A 19,114-nucleotide genomic window follows, 5' to 3' on the forward strand; every position below is an offset into this window, starting at 1 on the left:
GGCTTGTCGCGCAGTTCCCCGCGCCCCTTTGGGGGCGCGCTGTCGCGCCGGCGATTTCAGGTACGGGCGCGGCAGTCCTCCTCGGGTTCGCTGCTGCCCCCGCGCGTCAGTATCGCGCTCGCGACCACATCGAAGAGGTGATCGGCGCGCGGCGCCAGCGAGGGTTGATCGCCGAGCCAGGCGAGCGCCGCGATCAGCGCGAACAAATCGGTGCCATCGATGTCGCTCCGCGCCATGCCGGCGGCCTGGGCACGGGTGAGGAGCCGCGCGCCCGCCGCGCGCAGGGTGACGCACGAAGCGTGGAGCGCGGATTCGGGGTCATCGATGGCGGCTGCCATCAGCACGGTCACGCCCCGGTACTCGGTGGTCCACGCGACGCAGTCGCGCAGCCACGAAACGAGTGCGGCCTCGGGCGAGCTCGACGTCTCGAACTCGCCTGCCTTTGCCGTCAGTTCGTCGAAGCTCGTGTGGAGCAGGGCTTCGAGCAGCGCCTCGCGCGTCGGGAAGTGCCGCAGCAGCGTCGCGAGCCCGACATCGGCCCTGCGCGCGATGTCGCGCAGTGACACATCGACGCCTTGCTCGGTGATGGCGGCGCCCGCTACTGCGAGCAGGTGGTCGCGGTTCTTCCTGGCGTCGGCCCGCATCTGCCCCTCTTGACTATCCGGATCAGTGGTCCATATATTCGGATCAGTGGTCCACTTATGTGGATCGCTGATCCGAATAAGCCTATCCCGCAGTGCGGGCAGGAGAAAACGATGCCGACACACACGATGAGGGCGGTCCGGCTCCATGAGCACGGCGGCCCTGACGTTCTGCGCTACGAAGAGGTGCCGATTCCCGAGCCGGGTCCGGGCGAGGTGCTCGTTCGCGTGCACGCGGCCGGCATCAATCCCCCCGACTGGTACCTGCGCGACGGGATGTCCAACCTGCCTCCGGAGACGAGGCCGAAGTTCGACTTGCCCGTGATCCCGGGGACGGACCTGTCGGGCGTCGTCGAGGCCGTCGCCGCGGATGTGGACGGCTTCTCCGTCGGCGATGAAGTCTTCGGTCTCCTTCGCTTCCCCAGCTTCGACGGCAGCACATATGCCGAGTACGTGGCCGCGCCCGCGTCGGACCTCGCACTCAAGCCGGCCGGCATCGATCACGTGCACGCCGCCGGGGCCCCCATGGCCGGGCTCACCGCGTGGCAGTTCCTGATCGAGCTCGGACACGATCACCCGTCGCCTTTCCAGGCGGCGAAGCATCGTCCGGTGCCACTCGATGCCGACACGACGGTGCTCATCAACGGCGCCGCAGGCGGTGTGGGGCATTTGGCGCTACAGCTGGCGAAATGGAAGGGCGCACGTGTCATCGCGGTGGCATCGGGCGCGCATGAATCGTTCCTGAGCGAGCTCGGCGCCGACGAGTTCATCGACTACACCAAGAGCCGCCCCGAGGAACTCGTACGCGGCGTCGACCTCGTTCTCGACACCGTCGGCGGCCCTCACAGCAGCCGCTTCCTCCGCACACTCAAGCGCGGCGGTTCCCAGTTCCCCGTGTTCTTCGGCGAATTCGACGAGGAAGAGACCGCGAAGCTGGGCGTCACCGTCACGGCCACCCAGGTCCGCTCGAACGGCGCACAACTCGCTGAACTGGGCCGCCTGCTCGACGCCGGCACGGTCCGCGTCGCGATCGACAGCACGTTTCCACTCGCGGATGCCCGGGCGGCACACGAACGCGCCGCACGAGGGCATATCCAAGGCAAGATCGTGCTCACGGTCGCTTAGTGGCCACACCTCTTCCGTACCGGTCGGTGCAGATGTGCTACGGTCTCGTTCGCATCGTTCAGTACCGATCGGTACGGAAAGTTATGGAGGTCATGGACATGGGGCAGCTCGAAGGCAAGACCGCCGTCATCACCGGTGGCAGCACCGGCATCGGCCTGGCAACCGCCGTTCGGCTGGCAGCCGAGGGTGCGCACGTGTTCATCACCGGCCGGCGCAAGACGGCGCTGGACGCGGCCGTGGAGACCATCGGCCCGTCGGTGGCCACCGCGGTGGCGGGTGATGTCGCCAATCTGGCCGACCTGGACCGCCTGTACGACGCGGTCCGCGCCCGGGGCCGGGGCCTGGACGTGGTCTTCGCGAACGCGGGGAGCGGTGCGCTCGCGACACTGGAGCAGATCACCGAGCAGCACGTGGACCAGATATTCGGTGTCAATGTGCGCGGCACGCTGTTCACCGTGCAGAAGGCGCTGCCTCTGCTCAACGACGGCGCGTCGGTGATCCTGAACTCCTCGGTGCGCGCCGATGACGGGGTCGCGGCGTTCGGCACGTACGCGGCCTCCAAGGCGGCGATCCGCTCCTTCGCACGGACCTGGGCCAACGAGCTCAAGGGGCGGAACGTCCGGGTCAACGCGATCTCCCCGGGCACCATCGACACGCCGGGACTCGACGCCGTGGTCAGCGCGGAGGACGCGGCCGTCACCAAGGCGCAATTCGCCGCAGGCGTCCCGCTCGGCCGGATCGCGGACCCGGCCGAGGTCGCCCATGTGGTCGCTTTCCTCGCTTCCGAGCAGAGCAGCTTCATCCTCGGCGCCAACCTGTACGTCGACGGCGGCGAGAACCAGATCTGACCAGCGCTTTCCCGGCAGGCGCTAGACGACCCCCCGCGCGCGCAGCTCAGCCAGCCGGGTCTGAGTCACCCCCGCCAGCCTGCCCAGGACCTCGGCCGTGTGCTCACCCAGCGCGGGCGGCGGGGTGTAGCCGTCGACGGGGGTGGCGGTCAGGCGGATCGGGTTGGCGAGCAGTGGGAGTCGGCCGGACAGCGGGTCCTCGACCTCGACCAGCATCTCGCGGTGGCGGATCTGGGGGTCGGCGAAGACCTCGGGCAGCTCGTTGAACGGGCCCGCGGGGACGTCGTGTTCGTCCAGGACCGCAAGCCATTCGTCGCGGGTCCGGGTGCGGAGGATCTCCTCCAGCACCGGCAGGATCTGCTCGCGGTGCGCGATCCGGGCGGACGTCGAGGCGAACCGCGGGTCCTGCAACAGATCCGTACGGTCGGCCGCCGTACAGAAGGCGGCGAACTGTTTGTCGTTGCCCGCGACCAGGAAGATCGGCTTGTCCTTGCACTCGAAGGCCTGGGAGGGGATGCCGCCGTAGCCGCCGTTGCCGCGCCGCTGCGGGACTTCCCCCGACACCAGGTAGTTCATCGCGAAGTGGGACAGCGAGGCCAGCCCGCAGTCCAGCAGGGACAGGTCGATGAACTGGCCCTCGCCGGTGGTGTCCCGGTGCCGCAGAGCGGCGAGCACGGCCGTGGCGGCGTACAGGCCGGTGAGGATGTCGACCATGCTGACGCCGACTTTCATCGGCTCCTCGGGGTGACCGGAGACGCTCATCATCCCTGACATCGCCTGGAAGATGCCGTCGTAGCCGGGGCGTTGCGCATACGGCCCGGTCTGGCCGAAGCCGGTCACGGAGAGGTAGACGAGCCGGGGGTTGAGCGCGCGCAGGCTCTCGTGGTCGAGCCCGTACTTCGCCAGCGTCCCCGCGCGGAAGTTCTCCACCAGGACGTCCGACCGGGCGGCCAGCGCACGGATCAGCTCCTGGCCCTCGGTGGTGGCGTGATTGACGGTGACCGACCGCTTGTTGCGGTTGCAGGCGAGGTAGAACGCGGCCGTGTCGGTGCGCTCGCCGTCCGGGCCGGCGGGGAAGGGCGGCCCGTACGTCCTGGAGTCGTCGCCGCTGCCCGGCCGCTCCACCTTGATCACCTCCGCGCCCAGGTCACCCAGCATCTGGGTGGCCAGCGGTGCCGCGAGGATGCGGGACAGGTCGAGGACGCGGACCCCGGCCAGGGCGGTAGACGGCATCGAGCACCCTCCCCTTCTCGGACTTCTTCATTGAGTTACTTCTTAATGAGTTAGATAAATGCTACATCCACTCCTCGCGGATGGCGCTGAATCGTGTAACTATATAGATCTGCACTGCGAGGCAGAGACCGGAAGGTGCGCGGATGACCGTCGCGGCGAGGAGCCTCACCGACCAGGAACAGCGCGAACGCCGCGAGTGGTTCCGGGCCCGCTGGGAGCGCGGGGTCAAGTTCAACCGCGGCTGCGGCATGCGGATCCTGCGCTGGGACCCGGACGGCGTCGAGATGGTCCTGCCCTACGCCGAGTCGCTCTCCGCCCACGAAGGCGTCTTCCACGGCGGAGTGATCTCGGCGCTCATCGACACCGCGGGCGCCGGGGCGGTGATCGCCGGGCACGACTTCGACAAGGGCAGCCTGCTGAGCACCGTGTCGATGTCCGTGCAGTACCTCGCGCCGGCCCGGGGCCGGGAGGCCGTCGCCTCCGCGCGGTGCGTCCGGCGCGGCCGGCGGCTGCACTTCGCCGATGTGGAGGTACGTATGCCGGACGGCCGGGTCTGCGCGCGGGGCCAGGTGGTGGTGACCATCTCCGGGGAACGGGCCGGTGTCGGCGACCCCATCGAACCGCTGACGGAGGAGTGACGACGTGCCCGAGCAAGCCGATCAGGACCTGGTGCTGTACGAGGTCGACGAGGACGGCGTCGCCACGCTCACCCTCAACCGGCCCGAGCGCAAGAACGCGTGGAGCATCCCGATGGAGCGCCGCTTCTTCGCGCTCCTGGAGGAGGCCGCGCACGACCCGTCGGTGAAGGTCGTGATCATCACGGGGTCGGGCCGGGCGTTCTGCCCCGGCATGGATGTCCAGCGGCTGGAGCAGAACTCCCAGCCCGGCCAGTCCCTCAACCTCCAGGTCCGGGTGCCGATGTACAGCAAGCGGGACATGCCGAAGCCCCTCATCGCCGCCGTCAACGGCGCCTGCGCGGGCATCGGTCTGGTCCAGGCCCTCATCTGCGACATCCGCTTCGCCGCCCGAGGCGCCCGCTTCACCACCGCCTTCACCCGCCGGGGCCTCGCGGGCGAGTACAACCTGCCGTACGTCCTGCCCCGCGTCGTCGGCCTGGAGAACGCCCTCGACCTCCTGCTCTCCGGCCGGGTCTTCGACGCCGACGAGGCGAAGCAACTCGGGCTCGTCAGCCGGGTCGTGGAGCCCGAGGACCTGCTCGACGCGGCCCGCGCCTACGCCCGCGACATCGCCCGCAACTGCTCGCCGCGCGCCATGGCCGTCGTACGCCATCAGGTGTACGGCGATCTGGACCGGCCGTTCGAGGAGGCGCTGGCCCGCTCCTACTCGGCCATGGAGTTCTTCGCGGGGTCGCCGGACTTCCGTGAGGGCGTGGCGAGCTTCGTGGAGAAGCGGGAGCCGAAGTTCGAGGGGCTGCCTGCCGACTTCGATCCCGAGGACGCCACCCGCGACGCGTTTCTGCCGTACTGACCGAGGAGACGACGAGAGATGACAGGGCAGCCTTTCCCCGTCGAGGCCGGGCACATCATGATGTTCGCCCGCGCCATCGGCGACGAGAACCCGGCGTACGAGGAGTTCGCGCCGCCGACTTTCGCCATGGCGAGCGCGCACTACGACCCGGAGTACCACCTGCGGCCCAAGCCGGGGCAGGAGTGGTTCGGCTCCGGAGGCGGCCTGGGGACGATGCCCGAGGGCGGCGGAGGACTCCACGCCGAGCAGCACTTCGAGTACCACCGCCCGGTACGGGCGGGGGAGACGCTGTACGCGCACACCGTGCCCGGGCGCAGCTGGGAGAAGCAGGGCCGCACCGGGCTGCTGCTGTTCAGCGAGCGGATCACCGAATACCGGGACGCGAACGGCGAGAAGGTCGTCACCGCCCTGACCGTGGCCGTCGTCCCCGAGGGCCCCGCCACCCGGAAGGACTCGTGATGCACGTCGACGACATCAAGGCCGGCGAGACCCGTGAGAGCGTGCTCGTCGAGGACCTGAAGCGCACCCGGATCGTCCAATACGCGGGTGCGTCCGGGGACTTCAACCCCCTGCACACCGACGAGGTGTTCGCCAAGGAGACCGCGGGCTACCCCGGCGTCTTCGCCCACGGCATGCTCACCATGGGCATGACCGGACGGGTGCTCACCGACTGGGTCGGTATCGAGTCGCTGCTGACCTTCGGCGTGCGCTTCAAGGCCCAGGTGTGGCCCGGTGACACCCTCACCGCCACGGCCACCGTCGAGTCCGTCGAGGACACACCGGCCGGTCCGGTCGCCCGCTTCTCCCTGCGCACGGTCAACCAGGACGGCGGCGAGGTGGTCACCGGCACCGCGACGGCCCGCCTGGAGGCCTGAACCGTGGACCGCCCAGGCGCAGTCGAGCAGGACACCTGGACCGCCATGGTCAACCGCGCCTACGACCACACCCGACCCGCCACCCGGTTCGGCGACCAGAGCTGGACCGGACGCGAACTCCTCGACCGAGCGGGCGGCGCCGCCGACTGGCTCGACACCCTCGGTCTCACCCCCGGCGAACCCGTCCCCGCCCTCATCGCCACCTCCGCCGACGCCCTCGCCCTGGTGATCGGCGGCGCGGGCTCCGGCCACCCACTGGCGCCGCTCGGGGTGCGGATGACGCCGCACGAGATCGCGGCGGTGGTCTCGGCGAGCACTTCCGACGTCATGGTCATACAGGCCGAGTTCGCGCATCTGGGTCACGAAGTCGCCGACCTCGCAGGCCGCAAGTGCGTCGTGATACCCGAACTGCCCTGCACCTCCAGATCACTTACGACCCTCCCGGACGAACTCGCCGCCGTCCTGCACACCTCCGGCACGACGGGAGCGCCCAAGCCCGTCCCCATGACCCAACGCCGACTCGCCGCCCGCGCACGCGTCAACGGCACACTCTGCGCGCTGGACGCCGAGAGCTTCTACGGCGGCAGCGCGCCCTTCCACCACATCGCGGGCCTGGGCAACATCGCCGTCGCGCTCGCCGCCGGAGCGCTGATCACCGGGCTGCCGCGGTTCACCGTCGACGGCTGGGCCCGGCTCCGCGAACTCGGCACCACGCACACCAGCATGGTCCCCGCCATGCTGGAGACGCTGCTGGCCGCCGGACAGGCCCGGCACGAGAGCCTGCGCGTCCTCCAGTACGGCGGTGCGCCCATCCGCCCCACCACGCTGCGGCGGACGTACGAGGCGATGCCCGGGGTCCGGATGCTCAACATGTTCGGGCAGACCGAGGGCTCACCGATCAGCGTGCTCACCCCGGACGACCATCGCGAGGCCGTCGCCGGGCGCACGGAGTTGCTGCGGTCCGTCGGACGGGCGGCGCCCGGCGTCGAGTTGCGGGTGCGGGGCCCCGGGCCGGACGGGATCGGCGAGATCGACGCCCGCGCAGACCATTTGTTCCGGGTGGACGAGGCGGGCTGGCTGCGCAGCGGCGATCTGGGGCGGGTCTCGGCGGACGGCTATCTCTATCTCGCCGGGCGGCGGACCGACATGATCATTCGTGGCGGGGAGAACGTCCATCCGCTGGAGGTGGAGACCGTCCTCGCCGCCCATCCCGATGTCGCCGACGTGGCGGTCACCGGCGTACCGGACGACCGCCTCGGGCAGACGGTCGTCGCCTTCGTCGTCCCCGCCGACCCCACCGCACCGCCCGAACCGGACGCGCTCCGGGCCTACGCCCGCGCCCGGCTGTCAGGCTTCAAGGTCCCCGTCCGTTGGAGCTTCGTCGCCGACCTGCCGCGCAACGCCAACGGGAAGGTGCTGCGCCGCAGCCTGAGCAGGAGAGTGACATGACACGCGAATCTGTGGGCGTCGACCCGCATCGGCTGGATGTGCTGCTGCGCAGGATCAGGCTGGAGGTGGAGCACGGCCCGCTGCCGTCCGCGCAGGTCGCCGTGGCCCACGCGGGGAAGTTGGTGGCTTTCGAGACCTGGGGGGAGGCCGAGCCGGACACCCGCTACATCCTGCAGTCCGTGGGCCGGTCGATCGTCGCGGGCGCGGTGTGGAAGCTGATCGGCGACGGCCTGCTCGATCTCGGGGAGCAAGTCGCCGCGATCATCCCGGAGTTCGCGCCGAACGGGAAGGAGGCGGTGACGGTCGAGCAGGTGCTCACCCACACCGCCGGCTTCCCCTTCGCGCCGCTCGGCCACCCGAAGATGCTCGACCGTGAGCAGCGCCTGGCCGCCTTCGGCCGCTGGCGGCTCGACTACCCGCCGGGCAGCCGCTTCCAGTTCCATCTCACCTCGGCCGCCTGGCTGATCGCGGAGATCGTGGAGCGCCGTACGGGGCTGCCCTTCGCCGACCATCTCCGTGAGCGGATCGTCGGGCCGCTGGGCCTGTCGTCGATCGAGCTGGGCGTACCGGTCGACCGGCAGCCCGGCACGGTCGCCCCGATGACCGCCACCGATCGCACCGGCGACGACCAGAAGTCCGACCCCTGGGGTCCCTGGTATCTGTCCGACCCGGAGGTGCTGGCGGCGGGCGAGCCGAGTCATGCGCTCGTCGCCACCGCCGCCGATGTCGCCCTGTACTTCCAGGCGCTGGAGCACTCGGGCCTGTGGAAGCCGGAGGCGGTGGCCGAGGGCACGCGGATCCGGCTGACCGAGCATCCCTACGGCGACCAGGTCTACGGCGGCGGGGGCAGCCGGCGGACGAGCATGGCGCTGTTCGTCACCGTCGCCGGACCCGACGCGGGCAGCGGACTGCCGTCCACCGGCTCGCCGTCACTCTTCGGGAACGCCGGAGCCGCCTATCAACTGGGCTTCATGGACCCGGAGACCGGGCTGTCCTTCGCGCTGCTGAGCAACGGCTACCCGCTCGCCGGCTACGACCACTCGCGGCGCGGTACGGCCTTCATGACGAACGTCGCCAACCTGGCGGCCGACCTCACGGCTTGAGCGGTGTCAGTCGATCAGTTCGAGGACGGTCTTCGGGCCGGCCGAGTTCACCACGTCGTCGGCGCTGGAGATGTGCCGCTGCCACAGCTTCTCGGCCTCGTCGGCCTTGCCGGACTCGATCAGCCCGACCAGCCGGACATGCGCGCGGTGACCCTTGAGGGCCTGGGCCTTCTGGGTCTCGGTGTCCGTGGCCGCCGCGGTGTACGAGGCGTTCGCCCGGTCGACGATGGTGCGCAGCATGCCGCACAGCAGGATCAGGGTCTGGTTGCCGGTGAGCTCGACCAGCAGGGCGTGGAAGGCGTCCTGGGCGTCCACGAGCGCGAGCGGGTCGTCCAGCACGGACTTCTCGGCGGCCACCGCGTCACGCAGCCGCTTGATGTCGTCCGCCGTGTGCTTGGCGGCGAGCTGGCGGGCGCACGGCGGCTCGATGAGCGCTGCGGCGCGGTAGACGTCGCCGAGGGTGGCGCCGCGGTATTCGAGGATCAGTCCGGCGAAGCGGGCCGCGACCTCGGCGTCCGGCGCGCTCACCCGGGCGCCGCCGTGGGCGCCGCGGCGCACCGTGATCAGCGACTCCGACTCCAGGACGCGGAAGGCCTCACGCAGAGTCGGCCGGGAGATGCCGAACTGCTCCATCAGGCCCGACTCCGGCGGCAGCGCGTCGTCGGGCTTCAGCTCTCCCCGCACGATCTGGCGGCGCAGATGCGCGGCGACCAGCTCGGCCGTCTTCGGTACGCGCACCTGGCGTCCGACGCGCGCGCGGGAGGGGGCGGGCATGGGGGGCGCTTCTGCGCGGGCTGCCTCGGCCACGGCGGAGTCTCCTCGCTGACGATGTGTGCCGTATATAGCAAAATGAATCTGCTTAATGTATCGAGGGTACCAGGTCAAGGGGTCGGTGATCGCGGTCGGGCGGCCCCGGATCTGGCGTCTGTCCACCACTTGGGTATATAGATGATTCATCTATCTATTTTGGAGACGCGATGGTGATCCTCTCCGACCTCACCGACGACGGGGTCATGCTGCTCACCCTCAACCGGCCCGAGCGGCACAACGCCTGGACCCTGGAGATGGAGCTGCTCTACAACGAGCTGTTCGATCGCGCCGAGTCCGATCCCGGCGTACGGGCCGTGGTGCTCACCGGAGCCGGGCGCGGCTTCTGCCCCGGGATGGACATGAGCGTGCTCGACGGGGCGTCCTCCGGGGCCAAGCCGTGGCCGACCGATCAGCTGCCGCCGCGCACCCGGCCGATGACCTTCCCGAAGCCCGTCGTGGCGGCGATCAACGGTGCCTGCGCCGGTATCGGCTTCAACCAGGCGCTGATGTGCGATGTGCGGTTCGCCGTGCCGGGCGCCCGGTTCGCCGCCGCGTTCAGTGCGCGTGGACTGGTCGCGGAGGACGGGGTGTCGTGGATCCTGCCCCGGCTGGTCGGCTATGGGAACGCCAGCGATCTGCTGTTGTCCTCGCGCCGGATCGACGGGCCGGAGGCGCTGGCGATGGGCCTGGTCAACCGTCTCGTCGAGCCGGAGGAACTGCTGCCGACGGCACTCGCGTACGCCACCGAACTCGCCCGCTCCGCCAGCCCGTACGCGATGTCCCTGATCAAGCGGCAGCTCGCCGACGACCAGGCGCGGAGCTTCGTCGCGAGCAGGGACAGCGCGGCCGCCCTGCTGGCCACGGCGAAAGGCGCCCCCGATTACCGGGAGGGCGTGCGCAGCTTCATCGAACGGCGGCAGCCGGAGTTCGCCGCGCTGGGCGAGGCGGCGTCGTGACCCGGGCCGAGTTGCCCCTGCACCGTCGCACTACCACTATCAACGCCTACGAGGAGGAGGGCGGCGCAGAGCTGTCCGTCGAGGCGGAGTTGGCCGACGTACGGCCGGGGGAGGACGCGTCGGCCGCGACGGTTCACCGGATGGTGCTGGGCGTGCGGGTTCGTCTCGCGGACATGGTCATCGTGGCCGCCGACGCGGACATGCGGACGTTTCCTCATGCCGAATGCCCGCGGATTGCCCCGGCGTTCGAGGGTCTGGTCGGGTTGAGCGTGGCCGCTGGGTTCAATCGGGCGATCCAGGGGCGGTTCCGGGGCACGTCCGGCGCCGGAAGTTGAGGTGTTCGAGGGATAGCGCTCCGCGGTGCGGTTTGTCGGCTGCGGGTCGGTGGGGGCTGGTCGCGCAGTTCCCCGCGCCCCTATCGGGGCGCCTGGCCAGCCGTGTGTCACACCCTCGGCTCCCTCGGCAGGCCCAGCACTCTCTCCGCGAGGATGTTCCGCTGCACCTGTGACGTGCCGGCGTAGAGCGTGCCCGAGAGGGCGATGAGGTACGTCGTCGACCAGGATGCTGAGGAGTTCGCGGTGCCGGGGTCGTCCGTGCGGTAGGTGCGCAGGGGTGGGCGGCCGAGCGGGACCTGGGCGTGCAGGCCCATGATGTCCATCGCCAGATTGGTGACCTCGGTGTGGTACTCGCTCCAGTACAGCTTGGCGATCGACGACTCCGGGCCGGGCTCGGCGCCCTTGAGCCAGCCGGTGAGGATGCGGTAGCCGAGGAAGCGCATGATCTCGACCTTGGACCAGCACCAGGCGATGCGCTGCCGTACGACGGGGTCCTGGTCCTTGCCGTACTGCCGGGCGAGTTCGACGAGACGCTCGACCTCGGCCTTGAACAGGATCGGGTTGGTCGCGGCCTCCTCCCCGCGCTCCACGCCCAGCAGGCTCTGGGCGACCGTCCAGCCGTTGTCGACGCCGCCCACGACGAGGTCGGCCCGGGTGCGGGCGCCGGTGAAGAAGACCTCGTTGAAGTGGAGCTGGCCGCTCATCATGCGGAACGGGCGCACCTCGACGCCGGGTTGGTCGAGGGGGACCAGGAGGAAGGAGATGCCGCGGTGCTTGGGGGCGTCGCGGTCCGTGCGGGCCAGGACGAAGATCCAGTCGCAGTGGTGGGCGCCCGAGGTCCACACCTTCTGGCCGTCGATCACCCACTCGTCGCCGTCCCGTACGGCCCGGGTGGTGAGCGAGGCCAGGTCCGAGCCCGCGTCCGGCTCGGAGTAGCCCTGGCACCAGGTGTCCTCGCCGCTGAGGATGCGCGGCAGGAAGTGGCTCTTCTGCTCCTCCGTGCCCCAGCGCAGCAGCGTGTTCGCCAGCATCTTCACGCCGAAGGTGTCCTGCGGCAGCCCGAACGGCACGCCTGCCAGCGCCAGTTCCTCCATCAGGACGACCTGGTGGAGCTTGGTGAGACCGAGGCCGCCGTACTCCTCGGGCCAGGTGAGCGAGAGGTAGCCGCGCTCCGCGAGCCGCTTGCGCCAGTCGCGGGCGAAGGCCCACGCGGCCTCCTCGTCGAGGGCGCCGATACCGCGCCAGTCGGTCGGAAGGGCGTCCGCGAGGAACGCCTTGACCTCGCTCCGGAACGCCAGGGTCTCCGGGGGATAAGTGATGTCCACCTGCGCTGTCTCCTCCCGCGGACCGGGCTCGCCTTATTGATACTTTCAGCGTAATAGGTTATCTATTTAAGTGGAATAGCGTCGAGCTGGGGACGGGCGGATGAGACTGCTGGACGGCCGTAGCGCGGTGATCACCGGTGGCGCACAGGGCATCGGCTTCGAGATCGCCGGTGTGCTCGGCAGCGCGGGCGCGTCGGTGGTCCTTGGCGACATCAACGAGGACGCGGCGGCCGAGGCCGCCGAGCGTCTCACCAAGAACGGCGTCGCCGCCACCTCTCTGCGCTGCGATGTCACGGACGAGGGCGAGGTCGGCGCCCTCGTCGCGCACTGCGCCGACACCTTCGGGCCCGTCGGCGTGATGATCAACAACGCCGGCATCACCCGGGACGCGACCCTGCGCAAGATGCAGATCGCCGACTTCCGCGCCGTCGTCGACGTCCACCTCACCGGCGCCTGGAACGGCACCAGGTTCGCGGCCGAGTCGATGCGCGCGCACGGCGTGGGCGGCAGCATCGTCAACATCTCCTCGATCGCCGGCAAGGTCGGCAACTTCGGCCAGACCAACTACAGCGCCGCCAAGGCAGGCCTCGTCGGCCTCACCAAGGCCTCCGCCAAGGAACTGGCCCGCGCCGGCATCCGCGTCAACGCCGTCCAGCCCGGACTGATCCGCACCGCCATGACCGAGGCCATACCCCAGGCCGCCTGGGACGCCAAGCTCGCCGAGATCCCGATGAACCGCGCGGGCGAACCCGCCGAGGTCGCCCAGGCGGTCCTCTTCCTCGCCTCCGACATGGCGAGCTACATCACCGGAGCCGTCCTTGAGGTGACCGGTGGCCGGTACATGTGACGCCCGCTTCTCCGAGGCCCCATGTGCGGCTCCTCCCCTGACGAAAGGCATGACCGATGCGTGACGCGGTGATCTGCGAACCCGTGCGCACCCCCGTCGGCGGCTACGGAGGTGTCCTGAAGGACGTCACCGCGGCCGAACTCGCGGCCACGGTCGTGCGGGCGGTGCTGGAACGGACCGGCATACCGCCCGGCGCCGTCGACGACGTACTCCTCGGCCAGTGCTACCCCAACGGCGAGGCCCCCGCGATCGGCCGGGTCGCCGCCCTGGACGCGGGCCTGCCCGTCGAGGTGCCGGGCCTCCAGATCGACCGTCGGTGCGGCTCCGGGCTCCAGGCCGTGATCATCGCGGCCATGCAGGTGCAGACCGGTGCGAGCGACCTCGTCCTGGCCGGGGGAGTGGAGTCCATGAGCCAGGCCGAGTTCTACACCACCGACGTACGGTGGGGCGTGCGCGGCGCGGGCACCACCCTGCACGACCGGCTGGCCCGCGGCCGGGTCACCTCCGGCGGCGTCAACCACCCTGTCCCCGGCGGCATGTTGGAGACGGCCGAGAATCTGCGGCGCGAGTACGGCATCCCGCGCGAGGAACAGGACCGACTGGCCCTGCGCTCGCACGAGAAGGCCGTCGCCGCCCAGCGGGAGGGCCGGTTCGCCGACGAGATCGTGCCGGTAACCGTACGCACTCGCAATGGCGAGACCGTCGCGGACACCGACGAACACCCGCGCCCCGACTCGACGTTGGAGAAACTCGCGGCACTGCGCCCCGTCCTCGGCCGCAAGGACCCGGACGCGACCGTCACCGCCGGAAACGCCAGCGGGCAGAACGACGGCGCCTCGCTCTGCATCGTCACCCACCCCGAACGCGCCGCCGAACTCGGCCTGCGTCCGCTGGGCCGCCTGGTCTCCTGGGCCGTCGCGGGAGTACCGCCGGAGACGATGGGCATCGGCCCGGTACCCGCCACAGCCAAGGCCCTGGAACGGGCGGGTCTCAAGCTCGCCGACATCGACCTCATCGAACTCAACGAGGCCTTCGCCGCCCAGGTCCTCGCCTGCACCCGCGAATGGGCCCTGACCGAGGCCGACTTCGAGCGGTTCAACGTCAACGGCTCCGGTATCTCGCTCGGTCACCCCGTCGGCGCCACCGGTGGCCGCATCCTCGCCACCCTGCTGCGCGAACTCGACCGCCGAGGCGCCCGCTACGGCCTGGAGACCATGTGCCTCGGCGGCGGACAGGGCCTGGCCGCGGTCTTCGAGCGGCCGACCGACATCACTGCTCAGGGAGGACGCTGATGGCCGGACTGATCGCATACGGCGCCTACGTGCCGTACCACCGCCTCGCCCGCGCCGATCTCGCCGCCGTACTCGGCACACCGCCCGGCAAGGGCACACGCGCGGTCGCGGGCTACGACGAGGACACCACCTCGATGGCCGTCGAGGCGGCCCGCGGCGCCCTCGTCCCTGACGGGCTGCGCCCCCGCATCGGCCAGCTCTTCCTCGCCACCGCCGCCCCCGCCTACCTCGACAAGACGAACGCCACCGCGGTGCACGCCGCGCTCGGACTCGACGAGCACGTCCTCGCCGCCGACATGGCGGGCTCCGTGCGCTCCGGCCTCGGCGCCCTCGTCACGGCCGCCCGCTCCACCGTCCCGACCCTCACGGTCCTGTCCGACCTGCGCACCGGCCTGCCCGGCGGCAGCGACGAGTCCGCGGGCGGCGACGGCGCGGCGGCGTTCGTGTTCGGCGGACACCGCGACAGCACCCCCGTCATCGCCGAACTCCTCGCGCACGACACGGTGAGCGACGAGATCCTGGACCGCTGGCGCCTGCCCGGCTCGCCCACCTCCCGGGTGTGGGAGGAACGCTTCGCCGAGGAGATCTACGTCGATCTCGCGGGCAAGGCCCTCGGCGCCGCGCTCGACCGGGCGGGGCTCGACATCGCCGCCGTCGACCACCTCATCGTCTCGGGCCTGCACGCGCGCGCGTGCGCGGCGGTACGACGCAAGACCGGCGCCCGCCCCGAGGCCGTCACCGCCGACCTCACCGCGGCGATCGGCAACCCCGGCACCGCCCAGCCCGGCCTGCTCCTCGCCGACGTCCTCGACCGCGCCCGCCCCGGCGAGACCATCGCGCTGGTCGTGCTCGGCGACGGCGCCGGAGTCATACTCCTGCGCACGACGGACGCCCTGCCGGCTCACCGCAGCGCCCGCCCGGTCGCCGCGCAGATCGCGGCGGGCAGCGCGCCGATGCCGTACGCCACCTATCTCACCTGGCGCGGCCTGCTCGACCGGGAACCGCCCCGCCGACCCGACCCCGAACCGCCGTACGCCCCGCCCGCGCACCGCCGCAACGCGTGGAAGTACGGCTTCGTGGCGTCTCGTTGCGAGAAGTGCGGCACCCGCCATCTGCCGCCGGACCGCGTGTGCACGTCCTGCCGCAGCGTCGACGCCATGACCGGTGAACCGATGGCCGACGTACGCGGCACGGTCGCGACGTTCACGGTCGACCGGCTCGCGCACACGCCGAGCCCGCCGATGCTCGTCGTGGTCGTCGACTACGACGGCGGCGGCAGGTTCCGCTGCCAGCTCACCGACGCCACCGAGGCCGACGCCGTCATCGGCGCCCGGGTGGAGATGACCTTCCGGCGCACCGTCACCGCGGCCGGCGTCCACAACTACTTCTGGAAGGCCCGTCCGGTCCGTACGGACGAGGACTGACGAGGGGAACGACATCATGGGCTCGCACGGAATCCGGGACCGCGTCGCCATCGTCGGCATGGGCTGCACGCCCTTCGGCGAACACTGGACCCGCTCGGCCGACGACCTGCTGGTCGACGCGGTCGGCGAAGCGGTCACCTCGGCCGGCATCACCCTCGACGACATCGACGCGTTCTGGCTCGGCACCCAGGCCTCCGGCGTCTCCGGCCTCACCCTCAGCCGCCCGCTCCATCTGCCCTGCAAGCCGGTCACCCGCGTGGAGAACATGTGCGCGACCGGCTCCGAGGCCCTGCGGAACGCCTGTTACGCGGTTGCCTCGGGCGCCTACGACGTGGCCATGGCGGTCGGCGTCGAGAAGCTCAAGGACTCCGGGATGAGCGGGCTTTCGGGTACGACGATGCCGGGCGCCGGTGACGACAGCCGCGGCGAGATCACCGCACCGGCCAACTTCTCCCTCCTCGCCCCCGCCTATGCCGCCAAGTACGGCCTGGACGAAGCCGCGTTGAAGGACGTCATCACCCGTATCGCCTGGAAGAACCACGCCAACGGCGCCCGCAACCCGCGCGCCCAGTTCCGCAAGGAAGTCCCGCTGGAGCGCATCAAGTCCGCGCCCATCGTCGCGGGCATGCTCGGCGTCTTCGACTGCTCCGGCGTCTCCGACGGCTCGGCCGCCGCGATCGTCGTACGCGCCGAGGACGCCTACCGGTACACGGACAAGCCGATCTTCGTGAAGGCCCTGTCGTTCGTCGCGGGACCGGCGGACGGACTCCAGGACCCGGAGTACGACTTCACCACCTTCCCCGAGGTCGTCGCCTCCGCGCAGGAGGCCTACCGCCAGGCCGGTGTCACCGACCCGCGCGCCGAGATCGCCCTCGCCGAGGTCCACGACTGCTTCACGCCCACCGAACTGGTGCTGATGGAGGACCTGGGCTTCTCCGGGCGCGGGCAGGCCTGGAAGGACGTCACCAGCGGCGTGTTCGACCTGGACGGCTCGCTGCCGGTCAATCCGGACGGCGGCCTCAAGGCCTTCGGCCACCCCATCGGCGCGTCGGGCCTGCGCATGATGTTCGAGGCGTGGCTGCAGTTGCGGGGCGAGGCGCCGCCGGAGCGCACCGTGCGTACGCTCGCCGAAGGACGCTCGCTCGCACTTACCCACAACCTGGGCGGCGGACCCGGCGAATGCGTATCGTTCGTGTCATTGGTCGGCAGCGAACTCACCGACTGAGAAAGGGAGTTCGCCATGGGACGACTCGACGAAAAGATCATCGTCGTGACGGGTGCCGCCTCCGGGATCGGCGCCGCCACCGCGTGCCGCGTGGCGGCCGAGGGTGCGCACACGGTGGTCGCCGATCTGAACCTCGACGGCGCCAAGGCCGTCACAGAGGAGATCGGGGCTGCCGGCGGCTCCGCGCTCGCGGTCCAGGTCGACCTCGGGGACATCGAGAGCGTACGGGCCCTGGTGGAGGCGACCGTCCAGGCGTACGGCGGCCTCGACGTCCTGGACAACAACGCCGCCGCCACGCACCTGGCCGCCCGTCAGGACCTCGCGGTCGCGGAGGCCGACGCGGGCGTCTGGGACGACACCATGCGGATCAACCTGCGCGGCACCATGGTCGCGATCCAGGCCGCCGTCCCGCACATGATCGCGCGGGGCGGCGGATCCATCATCAACACCTCGTCCTGTTCAGGCATCGCGGGGGATCTGCGCAACCCGGCCTACGGTGCCTCCAAGGCCGCGATCATCAACCTCACGAAGTACGTCGCCACCCAGTACGGCAAGCAGGGCGTCCGCTGCAACGCGATCGCGCCGGGATTCATCGTCACGCCGGCGAGCGACGACTCGGCGCACGGAGCGATCCGGGAAGCGATGCTGCGCCATCACCTCACCCCGCGGCTGGGGCTGCCGGAGGATGTCGCCTCGGCGGTCGTCTTCCTCGCCTCCGACGAGTCCGTGTTCATCACCGGGCACACGCTGCGCGTGGACGGCGGGCTGCTGGCCCACCAGCCGTATGTGGCGGATCTGCGCGACAGCATGTGAGTCACCGCACCAGCAGGTCGATCACGCCCGTCAGATCCTCCTCACCGCTGCCTTCGGCCAGGCGGCGGCGCATCAACTCGAAGAGCGGGCTGAGCAGTTCCGGGCTGACGCCCTGCTGCTCGGCCGTGCTCAGGAACGTCGGCGTGCCGGCCACCTGCATGGCCAGATTGGACACGACACCCTTGGTGTAGTCGCCGCTCTTCAGCTGACCGGCGGTCGTGTGCACGGCCGGTGCCATCGCGACGAGCCAGTCCGCGAGCAGCGGGGCCAGCGACGCGGGGTCGATGTCCTCCTTGCGGATCAGCGCGAAGGCATGCGCGGCCCCGGCGAACATCCCGTACATGGCGCTCAGCAGGGCCACGTCGTGCAGGGCCGCGAAGCCGGCGTCCGTGCCGACGTAGTGGGTGCCGACCGGGACGCCCAGAGTCTCCTGATGCTGCTCGAACAACTCCCGCGAGCCGCTGTAGAAGACGTAGCCGCCCGCTTCCGGGACGCCGATCATCGGCGGCACCGCCATGATCCCGCCGTCCAGGTAGCGGGCGCCGCGCTCGTGCGCCCACTCGGCGCGGGCGCGGGCCTGGGCCGGAGTGCTGGTGGTCAGGTTGACCAGGTCACGGCCGGCCAGATCGGTGCCGCCCAGTACCTCCTCGACCGAGGCGTCGTCCAACAGGCAGACGACGACCAGCGTGTTCGCCGCGACCGCCGCGGCGGCGCTGTCCGTGCCCCGCGCACCCTCGGCGCCGAGCGCCGCCGCGCGGGCCGGGGTGCGGTTCCAGACGGTGAGCGGGTGCCCGGCGGCCATCCAGGCTCGGGCCAGTGCGGTGCCCATCGCGCCGAGGCCCAGCAGCGTGACGGAGGTCTTCTCAACAGTGTTCCGTGTCATGCCCATCAGGCTGGTCGCAGGCCCGAAGGTGATCAAGTACGCACTTCGGAGTAGGTGGTTACTCTGGGGTGAGCGAGCACGTCAGAGGGGTGGGGCATGACGACGCTGAACCGGCCGGGCACACCAGACGGACACGTCTGCGGCATCGACACCGCGATGGAGGTCATCGGCGGCAAGTGGAAGGTCCTGATCCTCTGGGCCCTCCACGAACACCCCCACCGCCGCTTCGGCGAACTGCGCCGACTCCTTCCAGGGATCACCGAGAAGGTGCTGGCCTCTCACTTGCGCGAGATGGAAGCGGACGGCGTCGTGCACCGCGTATCGTACGACGAGGTGCCGCCGCGTGTGGAGTACTCGCTAACGGAGGACGGCACACGCCTGAACGACGCGTTGGAGCCGTTAGCTGTTTGGGGCCGCGAGCGACAACGCCCCTAAGGGGCGC

General features: G+C 70.6%; 21 protein-coding genes. 16 read left to right on the plus strand and 5 right to left on the minus strand.

Annotated elements, in window-relative coordinates:
• Positions 1–56: 56 nt before the first annotated feature.
• Positions 57–644, minus strand: coding sequence for a TetR/AcrR family transcriptional regulator (locus tag ACTWQO_RS01425; RefSeq protein WP_443235321.1), 588 nt, complete (start codon positions 642–644; stop codon positions 57–59).
• A gap of 111 nt (positions 645–755) precedes the next feature.
• Here ACTWQO_RS01425 and ACTWQO_RS01430 point away from each other — a divergent pair, with 111 nt between their 5' ends.
• On the plus strand, positions 756–1,766 hold the full coding sequence (locus ACTWQO_RS01430; protein ID WP_443235419.1) for an NADP-dependent oxidoreductase: 1,011 nt from the start codon (positions 756–758) through the stop codon (positions 1,764–1,766).
• Between the two features lie 98 nt (positions 1,767–1,864).
• A complete protein-coding gene (locus ACTWQO_RS01435) occupies positions 1,865–2,614 on the plus strand; it encodes an SDR family NAD(P)-dependent oxidoreductase (protein WP_443235322.1) in 750 nt (249 codons plus the stop codon).
• A gap of 21 nt (positions 2,615–2,635) precedes the next feature.
• On the opposite strand, the gene ACTWQO_RS01440 is transcribed toward ACTWQO_RS01435, so the two are convergent.
• Complete coding sequence (locus ACTWQO_RS01440; RefSeq protein ID WP_443235323.1) at positions 2,636–3,847, minus strand: CaiB/BaiF CoA transferase family protein; 1,212 nt, start codon at positions 3,845–3,847, stop codon at positions 2,636–2,638.
• A 143-nt stretch (positions 3,848–3,990) separates the two neighbouring features.
• Between ACTWQO_RS01440 and ACTWQO_RS01445 the strand changes: the two genes are divergently transcribed.
• The 6 genes from ACTWQO_RS01445 to ACTWQO_RS01470 are packed head-to-tail and all read left to right on the plus strand — an operon-like array spanning position 3,991 to position 8,762.
• Positions 3,991–4,485 carry a PaaI family thioesterase gene (locus tag ACTWQO_RS01445; protein WP_443235324.1) on the plus strand — a complete coding sequence of 165 codons (495 nt, stop codon included), beginning with the start codon at positions 3,991–3,993 and terminating at the stop codon, positions 4,483–4,485.
• 4 nt (positions 4,486–4,489) lie between these two features.
• Positions 4,490–5,335 carry an enoyl-CoA hydratase-related protein gene (locus ACTWQO_RS01450; protein ID WP_443235325.1) on the plus strand — a complete coding sequence of 282 codons (846 nt, stop codon included), beginning with the start codon at positions 4,490–4,492 and terminating at the stop codon, positions 5,333–5,335.
• An 18-nt stretch (positions 5,336–5,353) separates the two neighbouring features.
• Positions 5,354–5,794 carry an FAS1-like dehydratase domain-containing protein gene (locus ACTWQO_RS01455; protein WP_443235326.1) on the plus strand — a complete coding sequence of 147 codons (441 nt, stop codon included), beginning with the start codon at positions 5,354–5,356 and terminating at the stop codon, positions 5,792–5,794.
• Positions 5,794–6,210, plus strand: a complete 417-nt coding sequence (locus ACTWQO_RS01460; protein ID WP_443235327.1) for a MaoC/PaaZ C-terminal domain-containing protein — start codon at positions 5,794–5,796, stop codon at positions 6,208–6,210. The genes ACTWQO_RS01455 and ACTWQO_RS01460 overlap by 1 nt, the downstream gene beginning before the upstream one ends.
• A 3-nt stretch (positions 6,211–6,213) precedes the next feature.
• Positions 6,214–7,659: a class I adenylate-forming enzyme family protein gene (locus ACTWQO_RS01465; protein WP_443235328.1), complete on the plus strand. Its 1,446-nt coding sequence runs from the start codon at positions 6,214–6,216 to the stop codon at positions 7,657–7,659.
• Positions 7,656–8,762 carry a serine hydrolase domain-containing protein gene (locus tag ACTWQO_RS01470; RefSeq protein ID WP_443235329.1) on the plus strand — a complete coding sequence of 369 codons (1,107 nt, stop codon included), beginning with the start codon at positions 7,656–7,658 and terminating at the stop codon, positions 8,760–8,762. The genes ACTWQO_RS01465 and ACTWQO_RS01470 overlap by 4 nt, the downstream gene beginning before the upstream one ends.
• A 6-nt stretch (positions 8,763–8,768) precedes the next feature.
• On the opposite strand, the gene ACTWQO_RS01475 is transcribed toward ACTWQO_RS01470, so the two are convergent.
• A complete protein-coding gene (locus ACTWQO_RS01475; RefSeq protein ID WP_443235330.1) occupies positions 8,769–9,536 on the minus strand; it encodes a FadR/GntR family transcriptional regulator in 768 nt (255 codons plus the stop codon).
• A gap of 203 nt (positions 9,537–9,739) precedes the next feature.
• On the opposite strand from ACTWQO_RS01475, the gene ACTWQO_RS01480 reads away from it, so the two are divergent.
• Together ACTWQO_RS01480 and ACTWQO_RS01485 are read left to right on the plus strand one after the other, a co-directional pair.
• Positions 9,740–10,528, plus strand: coding sequence for an enoyl-CoA hydratase-related protein (locus ACTWQO_RS01480; RefSeq protein WP_443235331.1), 789 nt, complete (start codon positions 9,740–9,742; stop codon positions 10,526–10,528).
• Positions 10,525–10,863, plus strand: coding sequence for a DUF2889 domain-containing protein (locus ACTWQO_RS01485; protein WP_443235332.1), 339 nt, complete (start codon positions 10,525–10,527; stop codon positions 10,861–10,863). Before ACTWQO_RS01480 ends, ACTWQO_RS01485 begins: the two co-directional genes overlap by 4 nt.
• Before the next feature lie 107 nt (positions 10,864–10,970).
• Here the strand turns inward: ACTWQO_RS01485 and ACTWQO_RS01490 are convergent, their stop codons facing one another.
• A complete protein-coding gene (locus tag ACTWQO_RS01490; RefSeq protein WP_443235333.1) occupies positions 10,971–12,188 on the minus strand; it encodes an acyl-CoA dehydrogenase family protein in 1,218 nt (405 codons plus the stop codon).
• A gap of 100 nt (positions 12,189–12,288) precedes the next feature.
• On the opposite strand from ACTWQO_RS01490, the gene fabG reads away from it, so the two are divergent.
• From fabG to ACTWQO_RS01515, 5 genes are read left to right on the plus strand one after another with little or no spacing between them, the layout of a single operon-like run.
• A complete protein-coding gene (gene fabG / locus ACTWQO_RS01495; RefSeq protein ID WP_443235334.1) occupies positions 12,289–13,035 on the plus strand; it encodes a 3-oxoacyl-ACP reductase FabG in 747 nt (248 codons plus the stop codon).
• A 56-nt stretch (positions 13,036–13,091) separates the two neighbouring features.
• Positions 13,092–14,327 carry an acetyl-CoA C-acetyltransferase gene (locus tag ACTWQO_RS01500; RefSeq protein ID WP_443235335.1) on the plus strand — a complete coding sequence of 412 codons (1,236 nt, stop codon included), beginning with the start codon at positions 13,092–13,094 and terminating at the stop codon, positions 14,325–14,327.
• Positions 14,327–15,751: an OB-fold domain-containing protein gene (locus ACTWQO_RS01505; protein WP_443235336.1), complete on the plus strand. Its 1,425-nt coding sequence runs from the start codon at positions 14,327–14,329 to the stop codon at positions 15,749–15,751. The genes ACTWQO_RS01500 and ACTWQO_RS01505 overlap by 1 nt, the downstream gene beginning before the upstream one ends.
• A gap of 16 nt (positions 15,752–15,767) precedes the next feature.
• On the plus strand, positions 15,768–16,976 hold the full coding sequence (locus ACTWQO_RS01510) for an acetyl-CoA acetyltransferase (protein ID WP_443235337.1): 1,209 nt from the start codon (positions 15,768–15,770) through the stop codon (positions 16,974–16,976).
• A 15-nt stretch (positions 16,977–16,991) separates the two neighbouring features.
• Positions 16,992–17,789, plus strand: coding sequence for an SDR family NAD(P)-dependent oxidoreductase (locus ACTWQO_RS01515; RefSeq protein WP_443235338.1), 798 nt, complete (start codon positions 16,992–16,994; stop codon positions 17,787–17,789).
• Position 17,790: 1 nt separating this feature from the next.
• Here the strand turns inward: ACTWQO_RS01515 and ACTWQO_RS01520 are convergent, their stop codons facing one another.
• On the minus strand, positions 17,791–18,672 hold the full coding sequence (locus ACTWQO_RS01520) for an NAD(P)-dependent oxidoreductase (protein ID WP_443235339.1): 882 nt from the start codon (positions 18,670–18,672) through the stop codon (positions 17,791–17,793).
• Between the two features lie 96 nt (positions 18,673–18,768).
• On the opposite strand from ACTWQO_RS01520, the gene ACTWQO_RS01525 reads away from it, so the two are divergent.
• Positions 18,769–19,107 carry a winged helix-turn-helix transcriptional regulator gene (locus tag ACTWQO_RS01525; RefSeq protein ID WP_443235340.1) on the plus strand — a complete coding sequence of 113 codons (339 nt, stop codon included), beginning with the start codon at positions 18,769–18,771 and terminating at the stop codon, positions 19,105–19,107.
• The last annotated feature ends 7 nt before the right edge of the window (positions 19,108–19,114 follow it).

This window comes from Streptomyces sp. 4N124, from assembly GCF_052245395.1.
In the GTDB taxonomy this organism is placed as follows: domain Bacteria; phylum Actinomycetota; class Actinomycetes; order Streptomycetales; family Streptomycetaceae; genus Streptomyces.

Excerpts from the sequence above, each read along its gene's own strand:
- ACTWQO_RS01425 (WP_443235321.1), bottom strand. The coding sequence starts at position 644 with ATGCGGGCCGACGCCAGGAAGAACCGCGACCACCTGCTCGCAGTAGCG.
- ACTWQO_RS01430 (WP_443235419.1), top strand. The coding sequence starts at position 756 with ATGCCGACACACACGATGAGGGCGGTCCGGCTCCATGAGCACGGCGGC.
- ACTWQO_RS01435 (WP_443235322.1), top strand. The coding sequence starts at position 1,865 with ATGGGGCAGCTCGAAGGCAAGACCGCCGTCATCACCGGTGGCAGCACC.
- ACTWQO_RS01440 (WP_443235323.1), bottom strand. The coding sequence starts at position 3,847 with ATGCCGTCTACCGCCCTGGCCGGGGTCCGCGTCCTCGACCTGTCCCGC.
- ACTWQO_RS01445 (WP_443235324.1), top strand. The coding sequence starts at position 3,991 with ATGACCGTCGCGGCGAGGAGCCTCACCGACCAGGAACAGCGCGAACGC.
- ACTWQO_RS01455 (WP_443235326.1), top strand. The coding sequence starts at position 5,354 with ATGACAGGGCAGCCTTTCCCCGTCGAGGCCGGGCACATCATGATGTTC.
- ACTWQO_RS01460 (WP_443235327.1), top strand. The coding sequence starts at position 5,794 with ATGCACGTCGACGACATCAAGGCCGGCGAGACCCGTGAGAGCGTGCTC.
- ACTWQO_RS01470 (WP_443235329.1), top strand. The coding sequence starts at position 7,656 with ATGACACGCGAATCTGTGGGCGTCGACCCGCATCGGCTGGATGTGCTG.
- ACTWQO_RS01475 (WP_443235330.1), bottom strand. The coding sequence starts at position 9,536 with ATGCCCGCCCCCTCCCGCGCGCGCGTCGGACGCCAGGTGCGCGTACCG.
- ACTWQO_RS01480 (WP_443235331.1), top strand. The coding sequence starts at position 9,740 with ATGGTGATCCTCTCCGACCTCACCGACGACGGGGTCATGCTGCTCACC.
- fabG (WP_443235334.1), top strand. The coding sequence starts at position 12,289 with ATGAGACTGCTGGACGGCCGTAGCGCGGTGATCACCGGTGGCGCACAG.
- ACTWQO_RS01500 (WP_443235335.1), top strand. The coding sequence starts at position 13,092 with ATGCGTGACGCGGTGATCTGCGAACCCGTGCGCACCCCCGTCGGCGGC.
- ACTWQO_RS01505 (WP_443235336.1), top strand. The coding sequence starts at position 14,327 with ATGGCCGGACTGATCGCATACGGCGCCTACGTGCCGTACCACCGCCTC.
- ACTWQO_RS01510 (WP_443235337.1), top strand. The coding sequence starts at position 15,768 with ATGGGCTCGCACGGAATCCGGGACCGCGTCGCCATCGTCGGCATGGGC.
- ACTWQO_RS01515 (WP_443235338.1), top strand. The coding sequence starts at position 16,992 with ATGGGACGACTCGACGAAAAGATCATCGTCGTGACGGGTGCCGCCTCC.
- ACTWQO_RS01520 (WP_443235339.1), bottom strand. The coding sequence starts at position 18,672 with ATGACACGGAACACTGTTGAGAAGACCTCCGTCACGCTGCTGGGCCTC.
- ACTWQO_RS01525 (WP_443235340.1), top strand. The coding sequence starts at position 18,769 with ATGACGACGCTGAACCGGCCGGGCACACCAGACGGACACGTCTGCGGC.